Source organism: Robbsia andropogonis (genome assembly GCF_034047095.1).
Lineage (GTDB): Bacteria > Pseudomonadota > Gammaproteobacteria > Burkholderiales > Burkholderiaceae > Robbsia > Robbsia andropogonis.
Map to the genome: position 1 here is coordinate 2,360,242 of NZ_CP139170.1, position 17,713 is coordinate 2,377,954.

15 protein-coding genes and 1 pseudogene are annotated in these 17,713 nt (G+C 61.1%); 10 read left to right on the plus strand and 6 right to left on the minus strand.

What is annotated here, in order from left to right; genetic code table 11:
* Positions 1 to 31 precede the first annotated feature (31 nt).
* On the minus strand, positions 32 to 1,258 hold the full coding sequence (locus SJQ66_RS23785) for a pyridoxal phosphate-dependent aminotransferase (protein WP_024901237.1): 1,227 nt from the start codon (positions 1,256 to 1,258) through the stop codon (positions 32 to 34).
* Positions 1,259 to 1,526: 268 nt separating this feature from the next.
* On the opposite strand from SJQ66_RS23785, the gene SJQ66_RS23790 reads away from it, so the two are divergent.
* From SJQ66_RS23790 to SJQ66_RS23835, 10 genes and pseudogenes are all read left to right on the plus strand, one after another.
* A complete protein-coding gene (locus SJQ66_RS23790) occupies positions 1,527 to 1,916 on the plus strand; it encodes an Mth938-like domain-containing protein (RefSeq protein WP_024901238.1) in 390 nt (129 codons plus the stop codon).
* A gap of 44 nt (positions 1,917 to 1,960) precedes the next feature.
* Complete coding sequence (locus SJQ66_RS23795) at positions 1,961 to 3,685, plus strand: glycosyltransferase family 39 protein (protein ID WP_024901239.1); 1,725 nt, start codon at positions 1,961 to 1,963, stop codon at positions 3,683 to 3,685.
* A 214-nt stretch (positions 3,686 to 3,899) separates the two neighbouring features.
* On the plus strand, positions 3,900 to 5,048 hold the full coding sequence (locus SJQ66_RS23800) for a DegT/DnrJ/EryC1/StrS family aminotransferase (RefSeq protein WP_320534621.1): 1,149 nt from the start codon (positions 3,900 to 3,902) through the stop codon (positions 5,046 to 5,048).
* A 193-nt stretch (positions 5,049 to 5,241) separates the two neighbouring features.
* Entirely contained in the window at positions 5,242 to 6,384 is a 1,143-nt protein-coding gene (locus SJQ66_RS23805) for a glycosyltransferase (RefSeq protein WP_024901240.1), read from the plus strand.
* Between the two features lie 50 nt (positions 6,385 to 6,434).
* Complete coding sequence (locus SJQ66_RS23810; protein ID WP_036006449.1) at positions 6,435 to 7,385, plus strand: formyltransferase; 951 nt, start codon at positions 6,435 to 6,437, stop codon at positions 7,383 to 7,385.
* Positions 7,382 to 8,428 carry a bifunctional UDP-4-keto-pentose/UDP-xylose synthase gene (locus SJQ66_RS23815; protein ID WP_024901242.1) on the plus strand — a complete coding sequence of 349 codons (1,047 nt, stop codon included), beginning with the start codon at positions 7,382 to 7,384 and terminating at the stop codon, positions 8,426 to 8,428. The genes SJQ66_RS23810 and SJQ66_RS23815 overlap by 4 nt, the downstream gene beginning before the upstream one ends.
* A gap of 5 nt (positions 8,429 to 8,433) precedes the next feature.
* A complete protein-coding gene (locus tag SJQ66_RS23820; protein ID WP_024901243.1) occupies positions 8,434 to 9,369 on the plus strand; it encodes a polysaccharide deacetylase family protein in 936 nt (311 codons plus the stop codon).
* Positions 9,370 to 9,492: 123 nt separating this feature from the next.
* Positions 9,493 to 10,044 carry a peroxiredoxin gene (locus SJQ66_RS23825; RefSeq protein WP_024901244.1) on the plus strand — a complete coding sequence of 184 codons (552 nt, stop codon included), beginning with the start codon at positions 9,493 to 9,495 and terminating at the stop codon, positions 10,042 to 10,044.
* Positions 10,045 to 10,330: 286 nt separating this feature from the next.
* Complete coding sequence (locus SJQ66_RS23830) at positions 10,331 to 12,214, plus strand: PhoH family protein (protein ID WP_320534622.1); 1,884 nt, start codon at positions 10,331 to 10,333, stop codon at positions 12,212 to 12,214.
* Between the two features lie 556 nt (positions 12,215 to 12,770).
* Positions 12,771 to 13,281, plus strand: a pseudogene (locus SJQ66_RS23835) (C40 family peptidase); the annotation flags it as partial.
* A gap of 284 nt (positions 13,282 to 13,565) precedes the next feature.
* On the opposite strand, the gene SJQ66_RS23840 reads toward SJQ66_RS23835, so the two are convergent.
* The 5 genes from SJQ66_RS23840 to rpsR all read right to left on the minus strand — a co-directional run bounded on the left by SJQ66_RS23840 (position 13,566) and on the right by rpsR (position 17,696).
* Positions 13,566 to 14,579 carry an inorganic phosphate transporter gene (locus SJQ66_RS23840; RefSeq protein WP_024901247.1) on the minus strand — a complete coding sequence of 338 codons (1,014 nt, stop codon included), beginning with the start codon at positions 14,577 to 14,579 and terminating at the stop codon, positions 13,566 to 13,568.
* Positions 14,580 to 14,589: 10 nt separating this feature from the next.
* Positions 14,590 to 15,216, minus strand: coding sequence for a DUF47 domain-containing protein (locus tag SJQ66_RS23845; protein ID WP_024901248.1), 627 nt, complete (start codon positions 15,214 to 15,216; stop codon positions 14,590 to 14,592).
* A 161-nt stretch (positions 15,217 to 15,377) separates the two neighbouring features.
* The gene (locus SJQ66_RS23850; RefSeq protein WP_024901249.1) at positions 15,378 to 16,766 is read right to left on the minus strand and encodes a replicative DNA helicase; all 1,389 of its coding nucleotides are present in this window, start codon (positions 16,764 to 16,766) and stop codon (positions 15,378 to 15,380) included.
* Between the two features lie 175 nt (positions 16,767 to 16,941).
* The gene (gene rplI, locus SJQ66_RS23855) at positions 16,942 to 17,394 is read right to left on the minus strand and encodes a 50S ribosomal protein L9 (protein WP_024901250.1); all 453 of its coding nucleotides are present in this window, start codon (positions 17,392 to 17,394) and stop codon (positions 16,942 to 16,944) included.
* Positions 17,395 to 17,420: 26 nt separating this feature from the next.
* Positions 17,421 to 17,696, minus strand: a complete 276-nt coding sequence (gene rpsR / locus SJQ66_RS23860; RefSeq protein WP_024901251.1) for a 30S ribosomal protein S18 — start codon at positions 17,694 to 17,696, stop codon at positions 17,421 to 17,423.
* Positions 17,697 to 17,713 lie beyond the last annotated feature (17 nt).

Genomic DNA, 17,713 nt, shown 5'->3' on the forward strand with positions numbered 1-17,713 from the left:
GTGTCAGTCCAAGTGATGAATGATGCGGCGTTCAGGCGCCGTGACGTTTTCGATAACTTTCGAGGAAGCGGGCAATCCGTTCGATCGACACCTTCAGATCCGCGACGTTTGGCAGGAACACCACCCGGAAGTGATCCGGCGTGGCCCAGTTGAAACCGGTGCCCTGTACCAGCAGCACACGCTCCTCGCGCAGCAATTCGAGGATGAACTGCTGATCGTCGGCAATCGGATACATCGCCGGATCGAGGCGTGGAAACAGATATAACGCCGCCTTCGGCTTGACGCAGGTCACGCCCGGAATCGCGGTCAGCATGTCATATGCCAGGTTACGCTGTTCATAGAGACGACCGCCCGGCAACAACAGGTCATTGATGCTTTGATAACCGCCCAGCGCCGTCTGAATCGCATATTGTCCTGGCACATTCGCGCACAGACGCATCGACGCCAGGATATTCAATCCCTCGATATAGTCGCGGGCACGCCGCTTGTCACCCGACACCACCATCCAGCCGGCGCGAAAACCGCATGAACGATAGCTCTTCGATAAGCCGTTGAACGTCACCGTAAGCACATCCTCGGATAATGCGGCCATCGACGTATGGGTCGCACCGTCATACAGGATCTTGTCGTAGATCTCGTCCGCGTAGAGGATAAGGTCATGCTCCCGCGCCACCGCGATGATCTCGCGCAGCAGGTCGTCGGGATACAGCGCGCCGGTCGGATTGTTAGGGTTGATGACCACGATCGCACGGGTATTCGGCGTGATTTTCGCGCGGATATCGTCCATGTCCGGCAACCAGTCATTCCTTTCGTCGCAGATGTAATGCACCGGCGTGCCGCCCGACAGGCTCACCGCCGCGGTCCATAGCGGATAGTCCGGTGCCGGCAACAGCACTTCATCGCCCTCGTTAAGCAAGCCCTGCATCGCCATCACGATCAGTTCCGATGCCCCGTTTCCGATATAAATATCGTCCAGGCCGACGTTCGCGACATGCTTCTGTTGCGTGTAATGCATGACCGCCTTGCGCGCGGCGAACACGCCCTTCGAGTCCGAATAACCGGACGACGCGGGCAGGTTACGGATCATGTCCTGTACGATCTCGTCCGGCGCGTCGAAACCGAACGGTGCCAGATTGCCGATGTTCAGCTTGATGATCTTCTGGCCTTCGTCTTCGAGACGGCGGGCCTCGTCAAGTACCGGACCTCGGATGTCATAACAGACATTGGCCAGCTTGTTCGATTTATGAATGGATTTCACGGCGGCAAATGGAACAAAAAGCGGATGAAAGACCTGGGCTTCGACACCAGAGATGGCACCGAGCAACGATGCGGCGCGTTGAGCGGCAGGTATAAAAGACGTGCGGTACGTGCCCGGGTAAGGATGTCCACGGACGCCCCGCGCGACCGATGAAGACGCGATGGCCGCGCGGACACCGGCCGGCGTTCCCTGTGGGGAGAGGCGGCGCGACGCTATAATTGGGTGAATTATGACAGAGTTTGGTCCAATCGCGGACAGGGAGCAACGCGTGAAACTGGAGCAGGAATCCGCTGAAGGCGCTGGCGTACGGAATGTCGTCACGGGGTATGGCGATGACTATGTCGAGATCAACAAGACCCGTTTCACGCACAGCGTGCTGCTGATGCCGGACGGCCCGGTGCTGCCGTGGGAACCCGCGCGCTTCGAGGCATTCGACGCCGCGCATTTCGCGCCGCTCGCCGCCGCGGCCCCGGAGCTGGTCCTCCTGGGAACAGGCCGCGCACTCCGCTTCGGTCATCCCCGCCTGTATGCGGCGTTGACGGCCAAGCGCATCGGCGTGGAGACCATGGATCTCACTGCGGCATGCCGGACGTTCAACATCCTCGCCGGTGAAGGCCGTCGCGTGGCAGCGGCGTTGTTGATCGAAACGCGCGATTGATCTCCCCCGTGAGACCCTTGCGCGGGCCCGTCCCCGGCGCGCCGATGAATCTGACCCGTGGCGCGGTGTTGCTGCTGGTGATCCTGTGCGCGGCGGCCTGGTTCGCCCCGCTCGGCATCCGCTCGCTACTGCCGAGCGAGGAAGGCCACTATGCCGAAATTGCCCGGGAAATGCTGGCAAGCGGCGACTGGACCACGCCGCGCTACAACGGCGCCCCCTACGGGGAAACCGCGCCGTTGCAAATCTGGGCCACCGCCGCCAGCTTCGCACTATTCGGGCTTGGCGAATGGCAAGCCCGACTATGGACCGCGCTATGCGGCTTCGGCGCGATCTTGCTGGTTGGGTACACCGGCGTGCGTCTGTTCGGCCGCCCCGCGGGCATCCTTGCCGCTGCCGCGATGGTCGCCACGCCGTATTGGCATCTGTTCGGACACTATGCCTCCCGGGACATGGGTCTGTCCGCAATGCTGACAGTGGTGCTCTGCACGTTTCTCCTGGCCCAACGCGCGCCTCATCCGGCCATCGGGCAGCGCGACATGAGCAGCACGGGTGGCAAGGGCGTGACCGTCGCCGTCAGCGCGCTCCGGGGACAGCGCGGCTGGATGTGGCTTTGCTGGGCAGCCATGGCGCTGGCCTTGCTCAGCAAGGGGTTGACAGGCATCGCGATACCCGCGCTGGCCCTCGTCATCTATTCGCTCGCCGCGCGCGACGCCCGCGTCTGGCGCCGCCTCCACCTGTTCAGCGGCCTACTCGTCTTTCTCGCGCTGTGCGCACCGTGGTTCATCGCGTCGCAATGGCACCATCCGGACGCCTCGTACATCCGTTTCGGCGAAGCGGCAGACCGGCGTTTCCGATGGCGCGACAACACGCTGCCGGACGCGATCAGCTTCGTCGTACCCGTATTGCTGATTGGCATATTGCCATGGCTGTCCTTGCTCTGGCAGGGTATGCGGCGCGCGATAAGATTGCCGCGCCAGACGAATCGTTTCTCTCCCGCGGTACTGTTGCTGACCTGGTCGATATCGATCTTTGTCTTTTTCAGTCTGTCCGATGCCAAGCGCGTGGCGGATCTCTTGCCGTTGACCCCCGCGGTAGCCTTGGTGGTGGGCGCTTATTTGCCGAGTCGCGATCCGCGCCGCATTCGGCGACATCTGGCCGGCTATGCGGTGCTGTTGATCACCTTGGCGCTGAGCGTTGTGTATTTGTCGAACTTCGGCAGCGTGACGACGCCCAATGCGCTCTACCGGCGCTACCAGATGTGGCTGTGGCTCGCGCTCGGCGTCGGCTTGCTGGGTTTCGCCGTCGCCGGCGCGCTGGCGCGGCGCCTGGGCGCCCGCGCATGGCTGGTGTACGTGGCGGCCTGGTATGCGACGCTGGCTATTGCAGTGAATGCGCACGAACTGCTAGGACGACCGATCGCGGGCACGCCGTTGGCGGCACGGGTGCGTTCGACACTGGCCCAGACGCCAGACGGCGCCGCCGATTGGCCCTTCTATGCACTCGGCGGCCGCGACGAGACCATCGCGTTCGCCTTGCGGCGCACGATGATCGGCATTGACATGCCAGACAACACCGTGCGTGGAGCCTCACCCGAATCGGACGCGGCACGAACCGCGCTGGCGCAGTGGGCGCAACACTGGCGGGATGGCGGCCCCGCGCTCGCGATAATGACACCGGCGCAATATGACGCGCTGCGCGCCGACAATGTGCCGATGACGGTGATCGCCAACGACCCGCGACGAGTCGTTGTATCCCGCGACAGACCATGAAAAGTCGGATTTTTCGGAAGCCGGCTCCAGGCATGGCACAATCGGGGCGAGGCACTTTCCCGCACGGGCGACGCCCACGGTACGGGGCCTTGCCCACGATGCGCTTTGGCGAACCGCCATCGCGTGCTTTAATGGATACCCAAGGCGATTGATGGCATGATCGCATCCGCGCATCGCTGCCACCGCGGCGCGCAGCACGAGGACAACTGTTTCTATGACGCAAACGCCTGCGGCCAAAGCCGATTTTCTGCCCTTCACGCGCCCCGAGATCGACGAGGAGACCATTGCCGGTGTCGCCGATGTCCTGCGGTCCGGCTGGATTACCACGGGCCCGCAGAATCAACGTTTCGAGGCAGCACTATCAGAACGGTTTGGCGGTCGCCCGGTACGCACGTTCAACAGTGGCACGGGCACGCTCGAGATAGGGTTGCGGATTGCAGGCATTGGGCCGGGTGACGAGGTGATCACGACCGCGTTGACCTGGGTAGCCACCAGCAATGTCATCATCGCCGTGGGCGCGACGCCGGTATTCGTGGATGTCGACCCGGCCACGCGCAATATCGACCTGGACAAGCTCGAAGCCGCCATCACCCCGCGTACGCGCGCGTTGATGCCGGTGCATCTGGCGGGCTTGCCGGTGGATATGACGCGGCTCCATGCCATCGCGCAACGGCATGGCCTACGAGTCATAGAGGACTCCGCCCAGGCGCTAGGCGCATCGTGGAATGGCAAGGAGATCGGCAGCTTCGGCGATCTGGTCTCGTTCAGTTTCCACCCGAACAAGAACCTGACGTCGATCGAGGGCGGCGCGTTGGTGTTGAACAACGCGGAGGAAGCCCGTTTGGCCGAAAAGTACCGGCTCCAGGGGGTGACTCGCACCGGCATGGACGGCATGGATGTCGACGTCCTAGGCGGCAAGTTCAACCTGACCGATGTCGCGGCGCGGGTCGGTTTGGGACAACTGCCGCATCTGGCGCGGTTCACGGAGCGCCGCCGGGCGCTGGCACGTCGTTACTTCGACCGTTTCACCGAAGGTGCCGCGTGTCGCGCCGGCGTCGAATTGCCGCCGGCCGATTTCGTCAACAGCAACTGGCATATGTTCCAAATCGTACTACCCGTCGGACAGCCGGGGCGCCCCGCGCGAGCGGATTTCATGACCGCGCTGAAAGAGCGTGGCATTGGTAGCGGCGTGCATTACCCGGCGGTCCATTTGTTCACCTTGTATCGGCAACGGGGTTTCCGTGAAGGCATGTTGCCTCATACCGAGCGGATTGGTGCCGGCACTGTGTCCCTGCCGTTGTTCACGACAATGACGGACGCCGACGTCGACCGCGTCGTGGCCGCCGTGGATGCGCAATTCTGACAGCGCGCGCATCCCTGCTATCGCACGGCATCGCTGGCGGGAGGCATGATCCGCCTGACCTCGTATTGGACGGAATCGTCCGCGACCAGTCCGCCGTGCTCGCGCTTGGCGCAACCATGCGCACCATGACGCGCCGCCTGCGGTTGTCAATACCCCTGCCGCGCGTTTTCAATTCACGAACCATCGATTTGCAATGACGTCACCCGAGCTCTCCGTCATCATTCCCGTGTACAACGAGGAAGCTGGCCTCAACGCCTTGTTCGAGCGCCTTTATCCCGCGTTGGACGCGTTGGACGCGACCTACGAAATCATCTTCATCAACGATGGCAGCCGGGACCGCTCCGCCGCCATGCTGGCCGACCAGTTTGCAGTGCGGGACGATGTCACGCGGGTCATCCTGCTGAACGGCAACTACGGCCAGCACATGGCGATCCTGTCCGGATTCGAATACGCCCGCGGCGAAATCGTCATCACGCTCGACGCCGACCTGCAAAACCCCCCCGAGGAAATCGGCAAGCTTGTCAGCAAGATGCGTGAGGGCTACGACTATGTGGGTACGATCCGCTCCGATCGTCAGGACAGCTGGTTCCGCCGCGAGGCATCGCATTGGATGAACCGGCTGCGTGAGCGAATCACGCGCATCAAGATGACCGACCAGGGATGCATGCTGCGCGCATACAGCAAGCGCATCATTTCGACAATCAATCGGTGTGGTGAGATCAATACCTTCATTCCAGCCCTCGCCTACACGTTCGCGCAAAATCCGATCGAAATCGATGTGGCGCACGAAGAGCGTTTCGCGGGCGAATCGAAGTATTCCCTGTATTCGTTGATCCGGTTGAATTTCGATCTCGTTACCGGCTTCTCGGTCGTTCCGCTGCAGATGCTTTCCTTTGTCGGCGTGCTGATGTCGGCCGGGTCCGCCGCGTTGTTCTTTTTGCTGATGTTCCGACGCTTCATGCTGGGCGCGGAAGTGCAAGGCGTTTTCACGCTGTTCGCGATCAATTTCTTCATGATCGGAATCATCCTGTTCGCTCTGGGGCTGCTTGGCGAATATATCGGACGGATCTACCAGCAGGTCCGCGGTCGCCCGCGTTATCTGGTACAAACGTTCTTGACCGGTGACCCGGCGGCGCCCTCCGCCGCCCCAGCGGCACCTGCGAACCTGCCAGCCGGTGCCGCGGTGGACCCGTCCGCCACCATCGGCAAGGCGCCCCGCTTCGCGGACGAGGCCACGGTGCCGGTACCGCTGGCGGCGGACGTGCCCGCTCCGTATGGCGGCGGCACGCCCACCACCGAGGCGACGGTGGAGACCCCGTCCGGAGAAACGCGGTGACCCACTTCTCGTCCGGATTGCCAGAATCAAGCCACGGCGCGACCCGCGCCGTGGCCGGAACACGCGCGGTCGTATTCGCTTATCACAACGTGGGGGCACGCTGTCTGCGTGTGCTATTGGCGCGCGGCGTGGACGTAGCGCTGGTCGTCACGCATGAGGACAATCCGGAAGAACATATCTGGTTCGAAAGCGTCGCCGCCGTCGCCGCAGACCACGGCATCCCGACGATCCAGCCAACCGCGGCGCAAGTCGCCGATGGCCAGACCCTGCGGCAAGCGTTGCGCAACCTGCCTGGCGGCGCGCCGGATTTCCTGTTTTCCTTCTACTTCCGGCATATGCTTCCGGTCGACGTGCTTGCGCTGGCGCCGCGTGGGGCCTATAACCTGCACGGCTCGCTGTTGCCCCGATACCGTGGCCGCGTTCCAGTAAACTGGGCCGTGCTGTATGGCGAGACCGAAACCGGTGCCACGCTGCATGAAATGACCGCGAAGCCCGACGCGGGCGCCATTCTTGCGCAGACCGCGGTCCCCATCTTGCCCGATGACACCGCGCATCAGGTGTTCGAAAAAGTGACCGTGGCTGCGGAACAGACACTATGGGGCGTGCTGCCCGCCTTGCTGGACGGCACCGCTGTACGTTTGCCGAACGACCTCGCTGCCGGGTCGTATTTTGGCGGTCGCAAGCCGGAAGATGGCCGCATCGACTGGTCGCAACCCGCGCAGCAGGTGTATAACCTGATACGAGCAGTGGCGCCACCCTATCCCGGCGCGTTCTGGGACGATGCGGCAGGTCGGCGCTTTATCCTTGCCGCCGCACGAATGCTCCCCGGCGACGCCGCCTTGCATGCGGATTTGCCCCCCGGCTTTCATGTGGTGGATAATGCAATCGTTGGCGTATGCGGCGATGGGCGCGCCCTCGCGATCCGCGAACTGCGACTGGACGATGTGCCGATCACGGCCAGCGACTGGTTGCGACTTTCACTCCCTTCTCGCGACTCATGAAGAAAAAGGTTCTGATTTTTGGCGTCAATGGCTTTATCGGCCACCACCTGTCGAAGCGCATTCTGGAAACGACGGACTGGGACGTGTACGGCATGGATATGCAAAGCGATCGCCTGGGCGATCTCGCGAAACATGAGCGTATGCATTTCTTCGAGGGCGATATTACGATCAACAAGGAGTGGGTCGAGTATCACGTGCGCAAGTGCGACGTGATACTGCCGTTGGTGGCCATCGCGACACCGGCCACTTACGTGCAGCAACCGCTGAGGGTGTTCGAGCTCGACTTCGAAGCGAACATGCCGATCATTCGATCGGCGGTCAAGTATCGCAAGCACCTGGTCTTCCCATCGACATCCGAAGTCTACGGCATGTGCGAGGATGGGGAATTCGATCCTGAAAGCTCGCCGCTCGTGTATGGTCCGATCAACAAGCCGCGCTGGATCTATGCGTGCTCGAAGCAATTGCTTGACCGCGTGATCTGGGGCTACGGAATGCAGGACGGCCTGAATTTCACCTTGTTCCGCCCGTTCAACTGGATGGGACCCGGCCTGGATTCGATCCACACGCCGAAGGAAGGCAGTTCGCGGGTGGTAACGCAATTCCTCGGTCATATCGTCCGGGGCGAAAACATCAATCTGGTTGACGGCGGCGCACAAAAGCGTGCCTTTACCTGGATCGGCGACGGCATTGCGGCGTTGATGAAAATCATCGATAACCCGAACGGCATTGCCAGCGGCAAGATCTATAACATCGGCAATCCGACCAACAACGTCTCCGTACGCGAACTGGCGACAAAGATGCTGGCCCTCGCGGCCGAATTCCCGGAATACCGGGATGGCGCGAAATCGGTCCAGGTCGTGGAAACCTCGTCCGGTGCGTACTATGGCACGGGCTATCAGGACGTCCAGCACCGTGTGCCGAAGATCGATAACACGATGCATGAGCTGGGCTGGAAGCCTGAAGTCGCGATGGACGATGCGCTGCGCCAGTTATTCGAGGCCTATCGCTCGCAAGTCGTGGAAGCCCGCGCCTTGATGGACTGATACATTTGGCACGCATCGTTCTCAAGATCGACGTCGACACGCTGCGGGGTACCCGCGAGGGCGTGCCGGCGCTCGTCGACATGCTGGAGGCCGCGCAAGCCGGCGCCACCTTCCTCTTCAGCCTCGGTCCGGACCACACCGGCTGGGCGCTACGCCGGGTCTTCCGCCCAGGTTTTCTCAAAAAAGTATCCCGCACCTCGGTGGTCGAACACTACGGCGTCAAGACGCTGATGTATGGCACGCTATTACCCGGCCCTGATATTGGCGTACGTGCGGCGACCGAGATGCGCGCCGTCCGGGACGCGGGCTTCGAGGTGGGAATCCATTGCTGGGATCACGTCTACTGGCAGGACAATGTGCGCGACCGCGGCAACGACGCGCGCTGGACCTGCGCGCAGATGCAACGTGCCCATGATCGCTTTGTGTCGATCTTCGGACGTGCGCCGACGACACATGGCGCGGCCGGCTGGCAAATGAACGAGCACGGGCTGGCCTTGATCGATAAATGGGGCATGACCTACGCATCCGATGGCCGCGGCGATGGACCCTATCGGCCGGCGGTTGGTACGCGCGTGCTGTCCCACATCCAAATGCCCACCACGTTGCCAACGCTGGATGAGTTGATAGGTATCGACGACATTACCGTCGACAATGTCGCAGAACGATTGCTGACGTACACGGCCCGCGACACGGACAGCAATGGCCGCGTCCTCGCCGAACGTGATCACGTTTTCACGCTGCACGCGGAACTGGAGGGGCAGAAGCTTGCACCGGTGTTCAATGCATTATTGCGCGGTTGGCAAGCGCAAGGCCATCAGCTTGTCTCGATGGCCGATTACCATGCGACGCTCGATCCGGCAACGTTGCCGGTGCGACCGTTCGCGTGGGGAAGTATCCCGGGAAGATCCGGTGAGTTGATGATTCAACCCGACGCCGCCTGATGGGCGTGCGACGTATGCGGTCCACCGACGGGCGCTTTGCTTTGTTGTGCGCGAGAGCAGCCGCTTGCCAGTTTCACCCGCCGGACGAGTTGTGCCGGCATCGATAAAAAAAGGAATAGCGCAATGTCGATCGCTTCCCTCGCCAACGCTCCCGCATCGGACACAGCCGCGACTGGCGCGCCGGTTGCAGTGGGACAGACGGCGCCGGACTTCTCCGCGCCGGTGACGCAAGGCGATGAAACAGATGCAGTAAAGCACGTGTTGACGCTCAGCGCGCTACGCGGCAAGCATGTCGTGTTGTATTTTTACCCGAAGGACGGCACCCCTGGCTGCACGAAGGAGAGCATGGCGTTTCGCGATCATGCCCCGGCGTTCGCCGCCGCGAATACCGTCATTGTCGGCGTCTCGCGCGACAGCCTGCCGTCCCATGAGCGCTTCAAAAGCAAGCTGGAACTGCCTTTCGGCCTTGTTTCCGATAAGGACGAGTCCGTATGCAACCTGTACGGCGTCATGAAAGAGAAGAAAATGTACGGCAAGACCGTGCGTGGCATCGAACGATCGACCTTTCTGATCGACGCCAAGGGCACGATCCGAAATGCCTGGCGTGGACTCAAGGTGGACGCGCATGCGGACGACGTGCTGCTTGCCGCGCAAACACTTGAATCATCGCGCTAAGCCGGGATATAGTGAGGTCAATGACGCACGCATTCGCACGGACTGGTTCCGCATGCCTCCTTGACGAGGCCCTCACTGCCTGCTTTGCTTACCGCGCCGCCCGCGCTGCCGCACCTCGGGCCCGGCGCGAAGAAAGCCGCCGTCGCCACTTTCAGGCGAGGCGGCTTTTTCGCTTCTGTTTTCTCTCAACCTCAACCCTTTGGCAAGCCAGCGGCACCCCTAGTTTCGCTCTACATGATGCGGCAACCTTGCCGCATCGTTCGCTTGTGTCCGATAGGAGCTCTTGATGCCTTTGCCCTCCTTGCCTTCAAAGCTTGGCGACCTGCTACCGGCGGACCAATACAAGGCGCGTTTGCGCCCGTCCCCGGCGTCGAAAAAGAAATCCGCGCACGTGGAAGATGCCGACGTGGCGGTGGTCGATGAAGTCGAATACCTGCCCACCGCGGCAGCTGAGTTAAGTGGTACCGCGATCCCGGCCGCAATGCCTGCGGCATTGCGAGATCCGGAACCTGTCAGCGAGGCGAAACACCCTGCCAAAGGTGTCGCCCGCACCCATGACGCGCCAGCAACACAGACGGCAGGTGCGCGCCCCGCGGCAGGCACCCCCACCGGCACGCCGCGTGCCGAGCGTATCGAAGCCGGCGACGATGTGCCCTTGCAAGCCCGCGACCACCAGAAAATCCCGGAAAACCTGCGCCATCACACGGCGGGCGGTGCTCATGCCGGCGCGCAATCGCGTCAGGCCAAAGGCGGCGCACGCGCTGCGGCAGCCGCCGTCCGGACGAAGTTGTTCGTCCTGGACACGAACGTGCTGCTGCACGATCCGAGTTCCCTGTTCCGTTTCGAGGAGCATGACGTCTATCTGCCGATGATGACGTTGGAGGAACTGGACAACAACAAGAAAGGCATGTCGGAAGTCGCGCGTAACGCGCGTCAGGTCAGTCGCATCCTCGACGGACTGGTGGCCGGTGACGTCGACATCCAGACGGGCCTGCAGTTGTCCCGCCTGGGAAATCGCGAAGCCCGCGGCCGTCTGTTCTTCCAGACCTCGTTGCAGGAAGTGCCTCCGGTGGCGGGCCTGCCAGCAGGCAAGGCCGACAATCAGATTCTTGGCGTGGTACGCGCACTGGAACGCGCACAGCCGGAACGGGACGTGGTCCTGGTGTCGAAAGACATCAATATGCGGATCAAGGCCCACGCGCTGCAATTGGCCGCCGAGGATTACTACAACGATCAGGTCCTCGAAGACAAGGATCTGCTGTACACCGGCGTGCATGCGCTGCAGAAGGATTTCTGGACCCGGCATGGCAAGGGGATGGAAAGCTGGCAGGACGTGAAAACGGGTACGACGTTCTATCGCCTGACCGGTCCGTCGGTGCCCGCGATGCTGGTGAACCAGTTTGTGTATCTGGAACCGAACAACGGCGAACCGGCATTCCATGCGGTCGTGCGCGAGATAAACGGTCGCACCGCCCTGCTGCAGACATTGCGCGATTACGGGCACCACAAGAACAACGTGTGGGGCGTCACCGCACGCAACCGTGAGCAGAATTTTGCGCTGAACCTGCTGATGAATCCGGACGTCGACTTTGTCAGCCTGTTGGGTCAGGCCGGTACCGGCAAAACCTTGCTCGCCCTGGCCGCCGGCTTGGCGCAAGTACTTGACGAGAAGCGTTATAACGAAATCATCGTCACCCGCGCGACGGTCCCGGTGGGCGAGGATATCGGCTTCCTGCCGGGCACCGAGGAAGAGAAAATGCAGCCGTGGATGGGGGCATTCGACGACAACCTCGAAGTGCTGCAGAAGAGTGACGATTCCGCTGGGGAATGGGGACGCGCCGCCACGCAAGACCTGATTCGTTCGCGCCTGAAGGTCAAGAGCATGAACTTCATGCGTGGCCGAACCTTTGTCGACAAATATGTGATCATCGACGAGGCACAAAATCTGACACCCAAGCAAATGAAGACGTTGGTGACACGTGCAGGTCCTGGCACGAAAATCATCTGTCTCGGGAATATTGCGCAGATCGACACACCATACCTGACCGAAGGCAGTTCGGGCCTGACGTATGTGGTCGACCGCCTGAAGGGCTGGCCGCACGGCGGGCACGTGACGCTGGCGCGCGGTGAGCGCTCGCGACTGGCGGATTATGCCTCCGATATGTTGTAAGTTCGCGTGGGATCTCGTCTGTTAAACACCGGCGCATCGCGCGTTCGGTGCATCGCACAACGATCCTGCTTCTGATAGCGAAGCGGCATGCCGCTTCCGTCCCCTCCGGCCCGGCGCTGCGCAAGCACGCCGGGCCGTTGTTTTGCGATGATGACAACGTAAGACAGGCGTGGAAACGCGTCGAATTTCAATTATTTACCGTCTTTTCCTGATGTATCGAGTCAACAGCGGTTGCCGACCAGCGTAGCCGCGGTTAAGATAAAAGCACCTCGTCTATTTGCGTGCTGGCGCCGATAGCCCACCTGCCGTCCGTTCCCGAACGCATTTTTCCCGGTTCAGGGTGGTATTTTGGCAGCGCTCAGCGCGCGATTTTCTCCGTATGCGCTCCGTTTCGCATTCGCCTCGTCCCACCGTATCACCGCCTGCGTCGCTGAACGCGGTACCGGCGCGCATGTCGTTCGGCGAGACGGTCTCAGATGCGATGGCAACGGCGGTCACGACGGGGGGCGCGGCATTTCGGCTTGCCGCATCGAGTACGGCGCTGGCGTGCCTGCTGATCTTGGGTGCCTGCGGCACGACGCCGCGTGACCAAGGTAACACGTCCGCCGATGCGAGCGGCGTGCGCACCAAACTGAATGGCTGGGGACCGAAAACGCCGCCGCCAGGATTGCCGAAGTTCGTCGACCACAGCGTTGGGCAAGAAGAGATTTCGATGCAGGCGATGGGGCTTGTGGGCATTCCGTATCGCTGGGGCGGCAATACGCCGGCGTCTGGTTTCGATTGCAGCGGATTAGTCCGCTACGTGGTCGATAACGCGGCTGATGTACAACTGCCTCGCACTACGTCACAGATGCGCTACGCCGGCACGAGCGTCGAGCCCGATGAGATCGCACCGGGAGACTTGGTGTTTTTCAACACCGATGGACGGCCGTACTCTCATGTGGGCGTCTATGTCGGAAACTACCGGTTCGTGAACGCCCCGTCGACCGGCGGCACCGTACGTATCGACTACATTTCCAATCCGTATTGGGCGCGCCACTTCGACGGCATCCGTCGTATCGCGGGTCGCCGCGCGACGGCGCCCGTGCCGCTGGACCCGCGTGCACCATTGACGCCGCAGGATGGGCAGCCGATGGTTGCACCGGAAAACGCCTACGCACAGGCGGGTATGCCAGCAGGCAATACGACAAACCTGTCCACCGCGCCAGCCGCGCCGATCAATACGCCACCACGATCATCACAAGGTGTGGGCGATGATCCTATCGGTGCCGTGATTGCACATGCGGATCGGCAAGGCACGGCGAGCGACGATCCGATCGCCCGCATCGCCGCACAAGCGCGCTGATATGGCTTAGAACAACCAGCGACCGCACCACCAACCTGCAGCCGCGAGCACTGCCGACGCCGGAATCGTCAGTATCCAGGCCCAGACAATGCGTCCCGCCACGCCCCATCGCACTGCCGATAGCTTTTGCGTCGCGCCCACCCCGACGATGGCACCCGTGATCGTATGCGTGGTCGACACCGGAATGCCCAGCCAGGATGCGGTGAACAACGTAACCGCCCCCCCCGACTCGGCACAGAAGCCGCCAACAGGTTTCAACTTCGTGATTTTCTGGCCCATGGTGCGAACCACGCGCCATCCACCGAACAAGGTCCCAAGTCCAATCGCGAAATAACACGCGGCGATCACCCACGCCGGCGGTGCCTCTGCCTGCGCGGTCACGTAACCACTTGCGATGAGCAACATCCAGATCACGCCAATGGTCTTCTGCGCATCATTGCCGCCATGGCCAAGCGAATACAACCCGGCGGACAGCAACTGCAACCGCCGGAAATGGCGATCAACACGGGACGGCGGCGTACGAAAAAACAGCCACGAGACCGCCACCATGAACGCCGACCCCAATACGAAGCCGAGCAACGGCGAGATAAAAATAAAGGCGACGGTTTTCATCAGGCCATCGTAATTCAAGGCCGCAAAGCCCCCCGTCTTCGCCACCGCCGCGCCGACCAGTCCGCCGATCAAGGCATGGGATGAACTCGATGGAATACCGAACACCCACGTAATGATGTTCCACCCGATCGCCCCCAGTAGCGCGCCGAAAATCACATACTGGTCGATGATCTCCGGATCGATCGTGCCTCGCCCCACCGTTGCCGCGACTTTCAGGTGGAAGATGAAATACGCGAGGACATTGGCGAATGCCGCGAACGCCACCGCTTGCTGCGGCTTGAGCACGCCCGTGGACACCACGGTGGCAATCGAGTTTGCCGCATCGTGGAAGCCGTTCAAGAAGTCGAACACCAATGCGACCGCGACCAACACGACGATCGCCCATAAAGCCATATGTATCGAAGCCATCAGCTATCCGTTAAGCATTCTCGAGCACGATGCCTTCGATGATGTTCGCCACATCCTCGCATTTGTCGGTGACCTCTTCGAGCAACTCGTAGATGGCCTTTAGCTTGATCAGATTCTTGACGTCCGACTCCTCGCGGAACAGACGCGAAATGGCGGCGCGCAAGATCTTGTCGGCATCGGATTCGAGCCGGTCAATGACTTCGCAGCCTTTTAGAATGGCAGCCGGATCGCGCAGATCATGGAGCCGTTGAACGACGTTTTCCACTTCCTTGCAGCACTTCACGCAAATCTCGGCCAGTTCGCCGGCATCGGACGGGACGCTTGTCACGTCGTACAACGATACGGCCGTTGCCACGTCCTCGATCAAATCGATGATGTCGTCCATCGTCGTGATCAGTTTGTGGATCTCGTCACGGTCCAGCGGCGTGATGAAGGTCTTGTGCAGGAGGTCCGTGGTATCACGCGTCAGTTTGTCCGCCTGCTTTTCGAACCCCTGCACCTGGCGCTTATAGACTTCCACGTCGTCGATGTGATCAATCAACAACTTCAATTGAAGACTGGCTTCCACAATGCAGCGCGCATGTGCGTTGAAGATTTCGAAAAACTTGCCTTCGGTAGGCATGAACCGACCAAACATAGGGGTACCCCGAGACGACCCGGCAGACGCCGGGCTTCACTGTCACAAAAATGTCGTATTGTAACCGCGTCGGCACATTGTTGCGCCTGGGATTCGGGCGCGGCTTCGGGGTGTAGTGCGGCATCGCGCCGCATGGCGACGCCTGAAGATGCCACCGTGTCTTATTCCGCGGCGTAAAAGCCGCTTCCACCGGCGAAATTATCGAACTTCGTATATTGACCAAGGAACGTCAATCGCACCGTCCCGATCGGGCCGTTACGCTGTTTGCCGATGATCAGCTCGGCCGTTCCCTTGTCCGGCGTATCCGGGTTATAGACCTCATCGCGATAGATAAACAAGATCACATCGGCATCCTGCTCGATGGCGCCCGATTCCCGCAGGTCGGACATTACCGGACGCTTGTTTGGCCGTTGTTCCAAGCTTCGGTTCAACTGCGACAGCGCGATCACCGGCACATTCAGTTCCTTCGCGAGGCTCTTGAGGGATCGCGATATTTCAGAAATTTCAGTCGCCCGGTTCTCCCCGGTACTCGAACCGGACATCAGTTGGAGGTAATCGATGACGATCAGACCGAGTTGGCCGCACTGGCGCGACAAGCGCCGCGCGCGGGCACGTAACTCCATCGGATTCAAGCCGCCCTGTTCGTCGATGAAAATCTGGGCCTCACCCATCTTCTGCACGGCGTGCGTCAGCTTCGGCCAGTCATCATCGGTCAGCTTGCCCGTCCGCAGTCGGTGCGCATCAAGACGTCCGGTCGAGCCCAACATCCGCATTGCCAGTTGGGTACCCGGCATTTCCATCGAAAACACCGCGATCGGCAGACCGTATTCGATTGCAACGTATTCGCCGATATTCATTGCCAACGACGTCTTGCCCATTGACGGACGACCGGCGATGATGATCAATTCGCCGCCATGCATCCCGGAGGTCATGCGATCAAGATCGACGAATCCCGTTGGCGTCCCGGTCACATCGCTGCTGTTGTCCTGGTGATACAGCGTGTCGATACGCTCCACGACCTGCGACAACAGCGGCTTGATCTCCAGGAAACCCTGCTGCGAACGTGCCCCCTCCTCCGCAATTGCGAAGATCTTGGATTCGGCTTCATCCAGCAGTTGCCGCACTTCACGGCCCTGTGGATTGAAGGCGCCACCGGAGATATCGTCAGCAATGGTAACAAGTTTGCGTAACACGCCGCGATCGCGGACGATCTCGGCATAGCGGCGGATATTTGCCGCGCTCGGCGTGTTTTGCGCGAGCGAATTCAAATACGTCAAGCCGCCGACGTCATCGGCCTTGCCCGCCAGGGTCAGCGACTCGAACACCGTGATCACGTCAGCCGGTCTGGCCGTCGAGATCAGCCGACCGATATGCTGGAAGATCATTCGGTGGTCGTAGCGGTAGAAGTCCCCTTCCGCGACGAAATCCGCGATACGGTCCCATGCGGCGTTGTCGAGCAATAGGCCACCCAGCACCGATTGTTCCGCCTCGATGGAATGAGGCGGAACTTTCAGCGACTCAAGCTGCGGATCTTTATTCGAAGCGTTCATGGGAACCAATTATAAAGGGGCACTCCGCCCCAGGGCGACATCCCCCGCAAACAAAAAAGGCAAAGGCCGGAGATCCGGCCTTTGCCTTCGTAGACTGCGCCACGACGCCGCGTCACGCACCCAGCGATTTTTGCAACTGCATTGCAACTCGACAGGTCAGCACGCGGGCGGTCGGTCAGACCGTTTCGCCAACCACGGTCACGGTGATATCGACAACAACATCCGTGTGCAGGAGCACCTGCGCCGGGTGTTCGCCGATCGTCTTCATGATGCCTTCCGGCAGACGCACTTGTTGCTTGGATACGTCGATGCCCAGCTTGTTCAGCTCAGCCGACACGTCGTGATTCGTCACCGAACCAAACAGACGACCGTCAACACCCGCCTTTTGCGACAGGGTCACCTTTAGCGACGTCAGCTTTTCAGCAGCGGCTTGTGCGGCAGCCAACTTCTCGGCCGCCAGCTTTTCCAGCTCGGCGCGACGTGCTTCGAATTCCTTCACGGCCGATGCCGTGGCCCGACGCGCGATCTTGCGCGGCAGCAGGAAGTTACGGGCATAGCCGTCCTTCACACGCACGATGTCACCCAGGTTGCCCAGGTTCTGGGTCTTTTCCAGCAAAATAACTTCCATTTCCAATGCTCCTTATGCGCGAAGGCTTAACCGTGGTGCTGGTCGGAGTACGGCAGCAGCGACAAATACCGTGCGCGCTTGATTGCCGTACCCAGCTGACGCTGGTAGCGGGCCTTCGTACCCGTCAAACGGGCCGGCGTGATCTTGCCGTTTTCGCTGATGAAATCCTTCAGCGTGTCGATGTCCTTGTAATCGATGGACTCGACGCCCGCCGCGGTGAAACGGCAGAACTTCTTGCGCTTGAACAGCGGGTTTTGTTGCGGGCGACGCTTTTCGAACTTCTTTCCGGTGGGACGCGGCATGATGGTGTCCTTATCCT

Bases quoted from the DNA above. Each gene is read 5' to 3' on its own strand.
- SJQ66_RS23795 (WP_024901239.1), top strand. From the start codon at position 1,961: ATGAATCTGACCCGTGGCGCGGTGTTGCTGCTGGTGATCCTGTGCGCG.
- SJQ66_RS23800 (WP_320534621.1), top strand. From the start codon at position 3,900: ATGACGCAAACGCCTGCGGCCAAAGCCGATTTTCTGCCCTTCACGCGC.
- SJQ66_RS23805 (WP_024901240.1), top strand. From the start codon at position 5,242: ATGACGTCACCCGAGCTCTCCGTCATCATTCCCGTGTACAACGAGGAA.
- SJQ66_RS23815 (WP_024901242.1), top strand. From the start codon at position 7,382: ATGAAGAAAAAGGTTCTGATTTTTGGCGTCAATGGCTTTATCGGCCAC.
- SJQ66_RS23825 (WP_024901244.1), top strand. From the start codon at position 9,493: ATGTCGATCGCTTCCCTCGCCAACGCTCCCGCATCGGACACAGCCGCG.
- SJQ66_RS23830 (WP_320534622.1), top strand. From the start codon at position 10,331: ATGCCTTTGCCCTCCTTGCCTTCAAAGCTTGGCGACCTGCTACCGGCG.
- SJQ66_RS23840 (WP_024901247.1), bottom strand. From the start codon at position 14,579: ATGGCTTCGATACATATGGCTTTATGGGCGATCGTCGTGTTGGTCGCG.
- SJQ66_RS23845 (WP_024901248.1), bottom strand. From the start codon at position 15,216: ATGTTTGGTCGGTTCATGCCTACCGAAGGCAAGTTTTTCGAAATCTTC.
- SJQ66_RS23850 (WP_024901249.1), bottom strand. From the start codon at position 16,766: ATGAACGCTTCGAATAAAGATCCGCAGCTTGAGTCGCTGAAAGTTCCG.
- rplI (WP_024901250.1), bottom strand. From the start codon at position 17,394: ATGGAAGTTATTTTGCTGGAAAAGACCCAGAACCTGGGCAACCTGGGT.
- rpsR (WP_024901251.1), bottom strand. From the start codon at position 17,696: ATGCCGCGTCCCACCGGAAAGAAGTTCGAAAAGCGTCGCCCGCAACAA.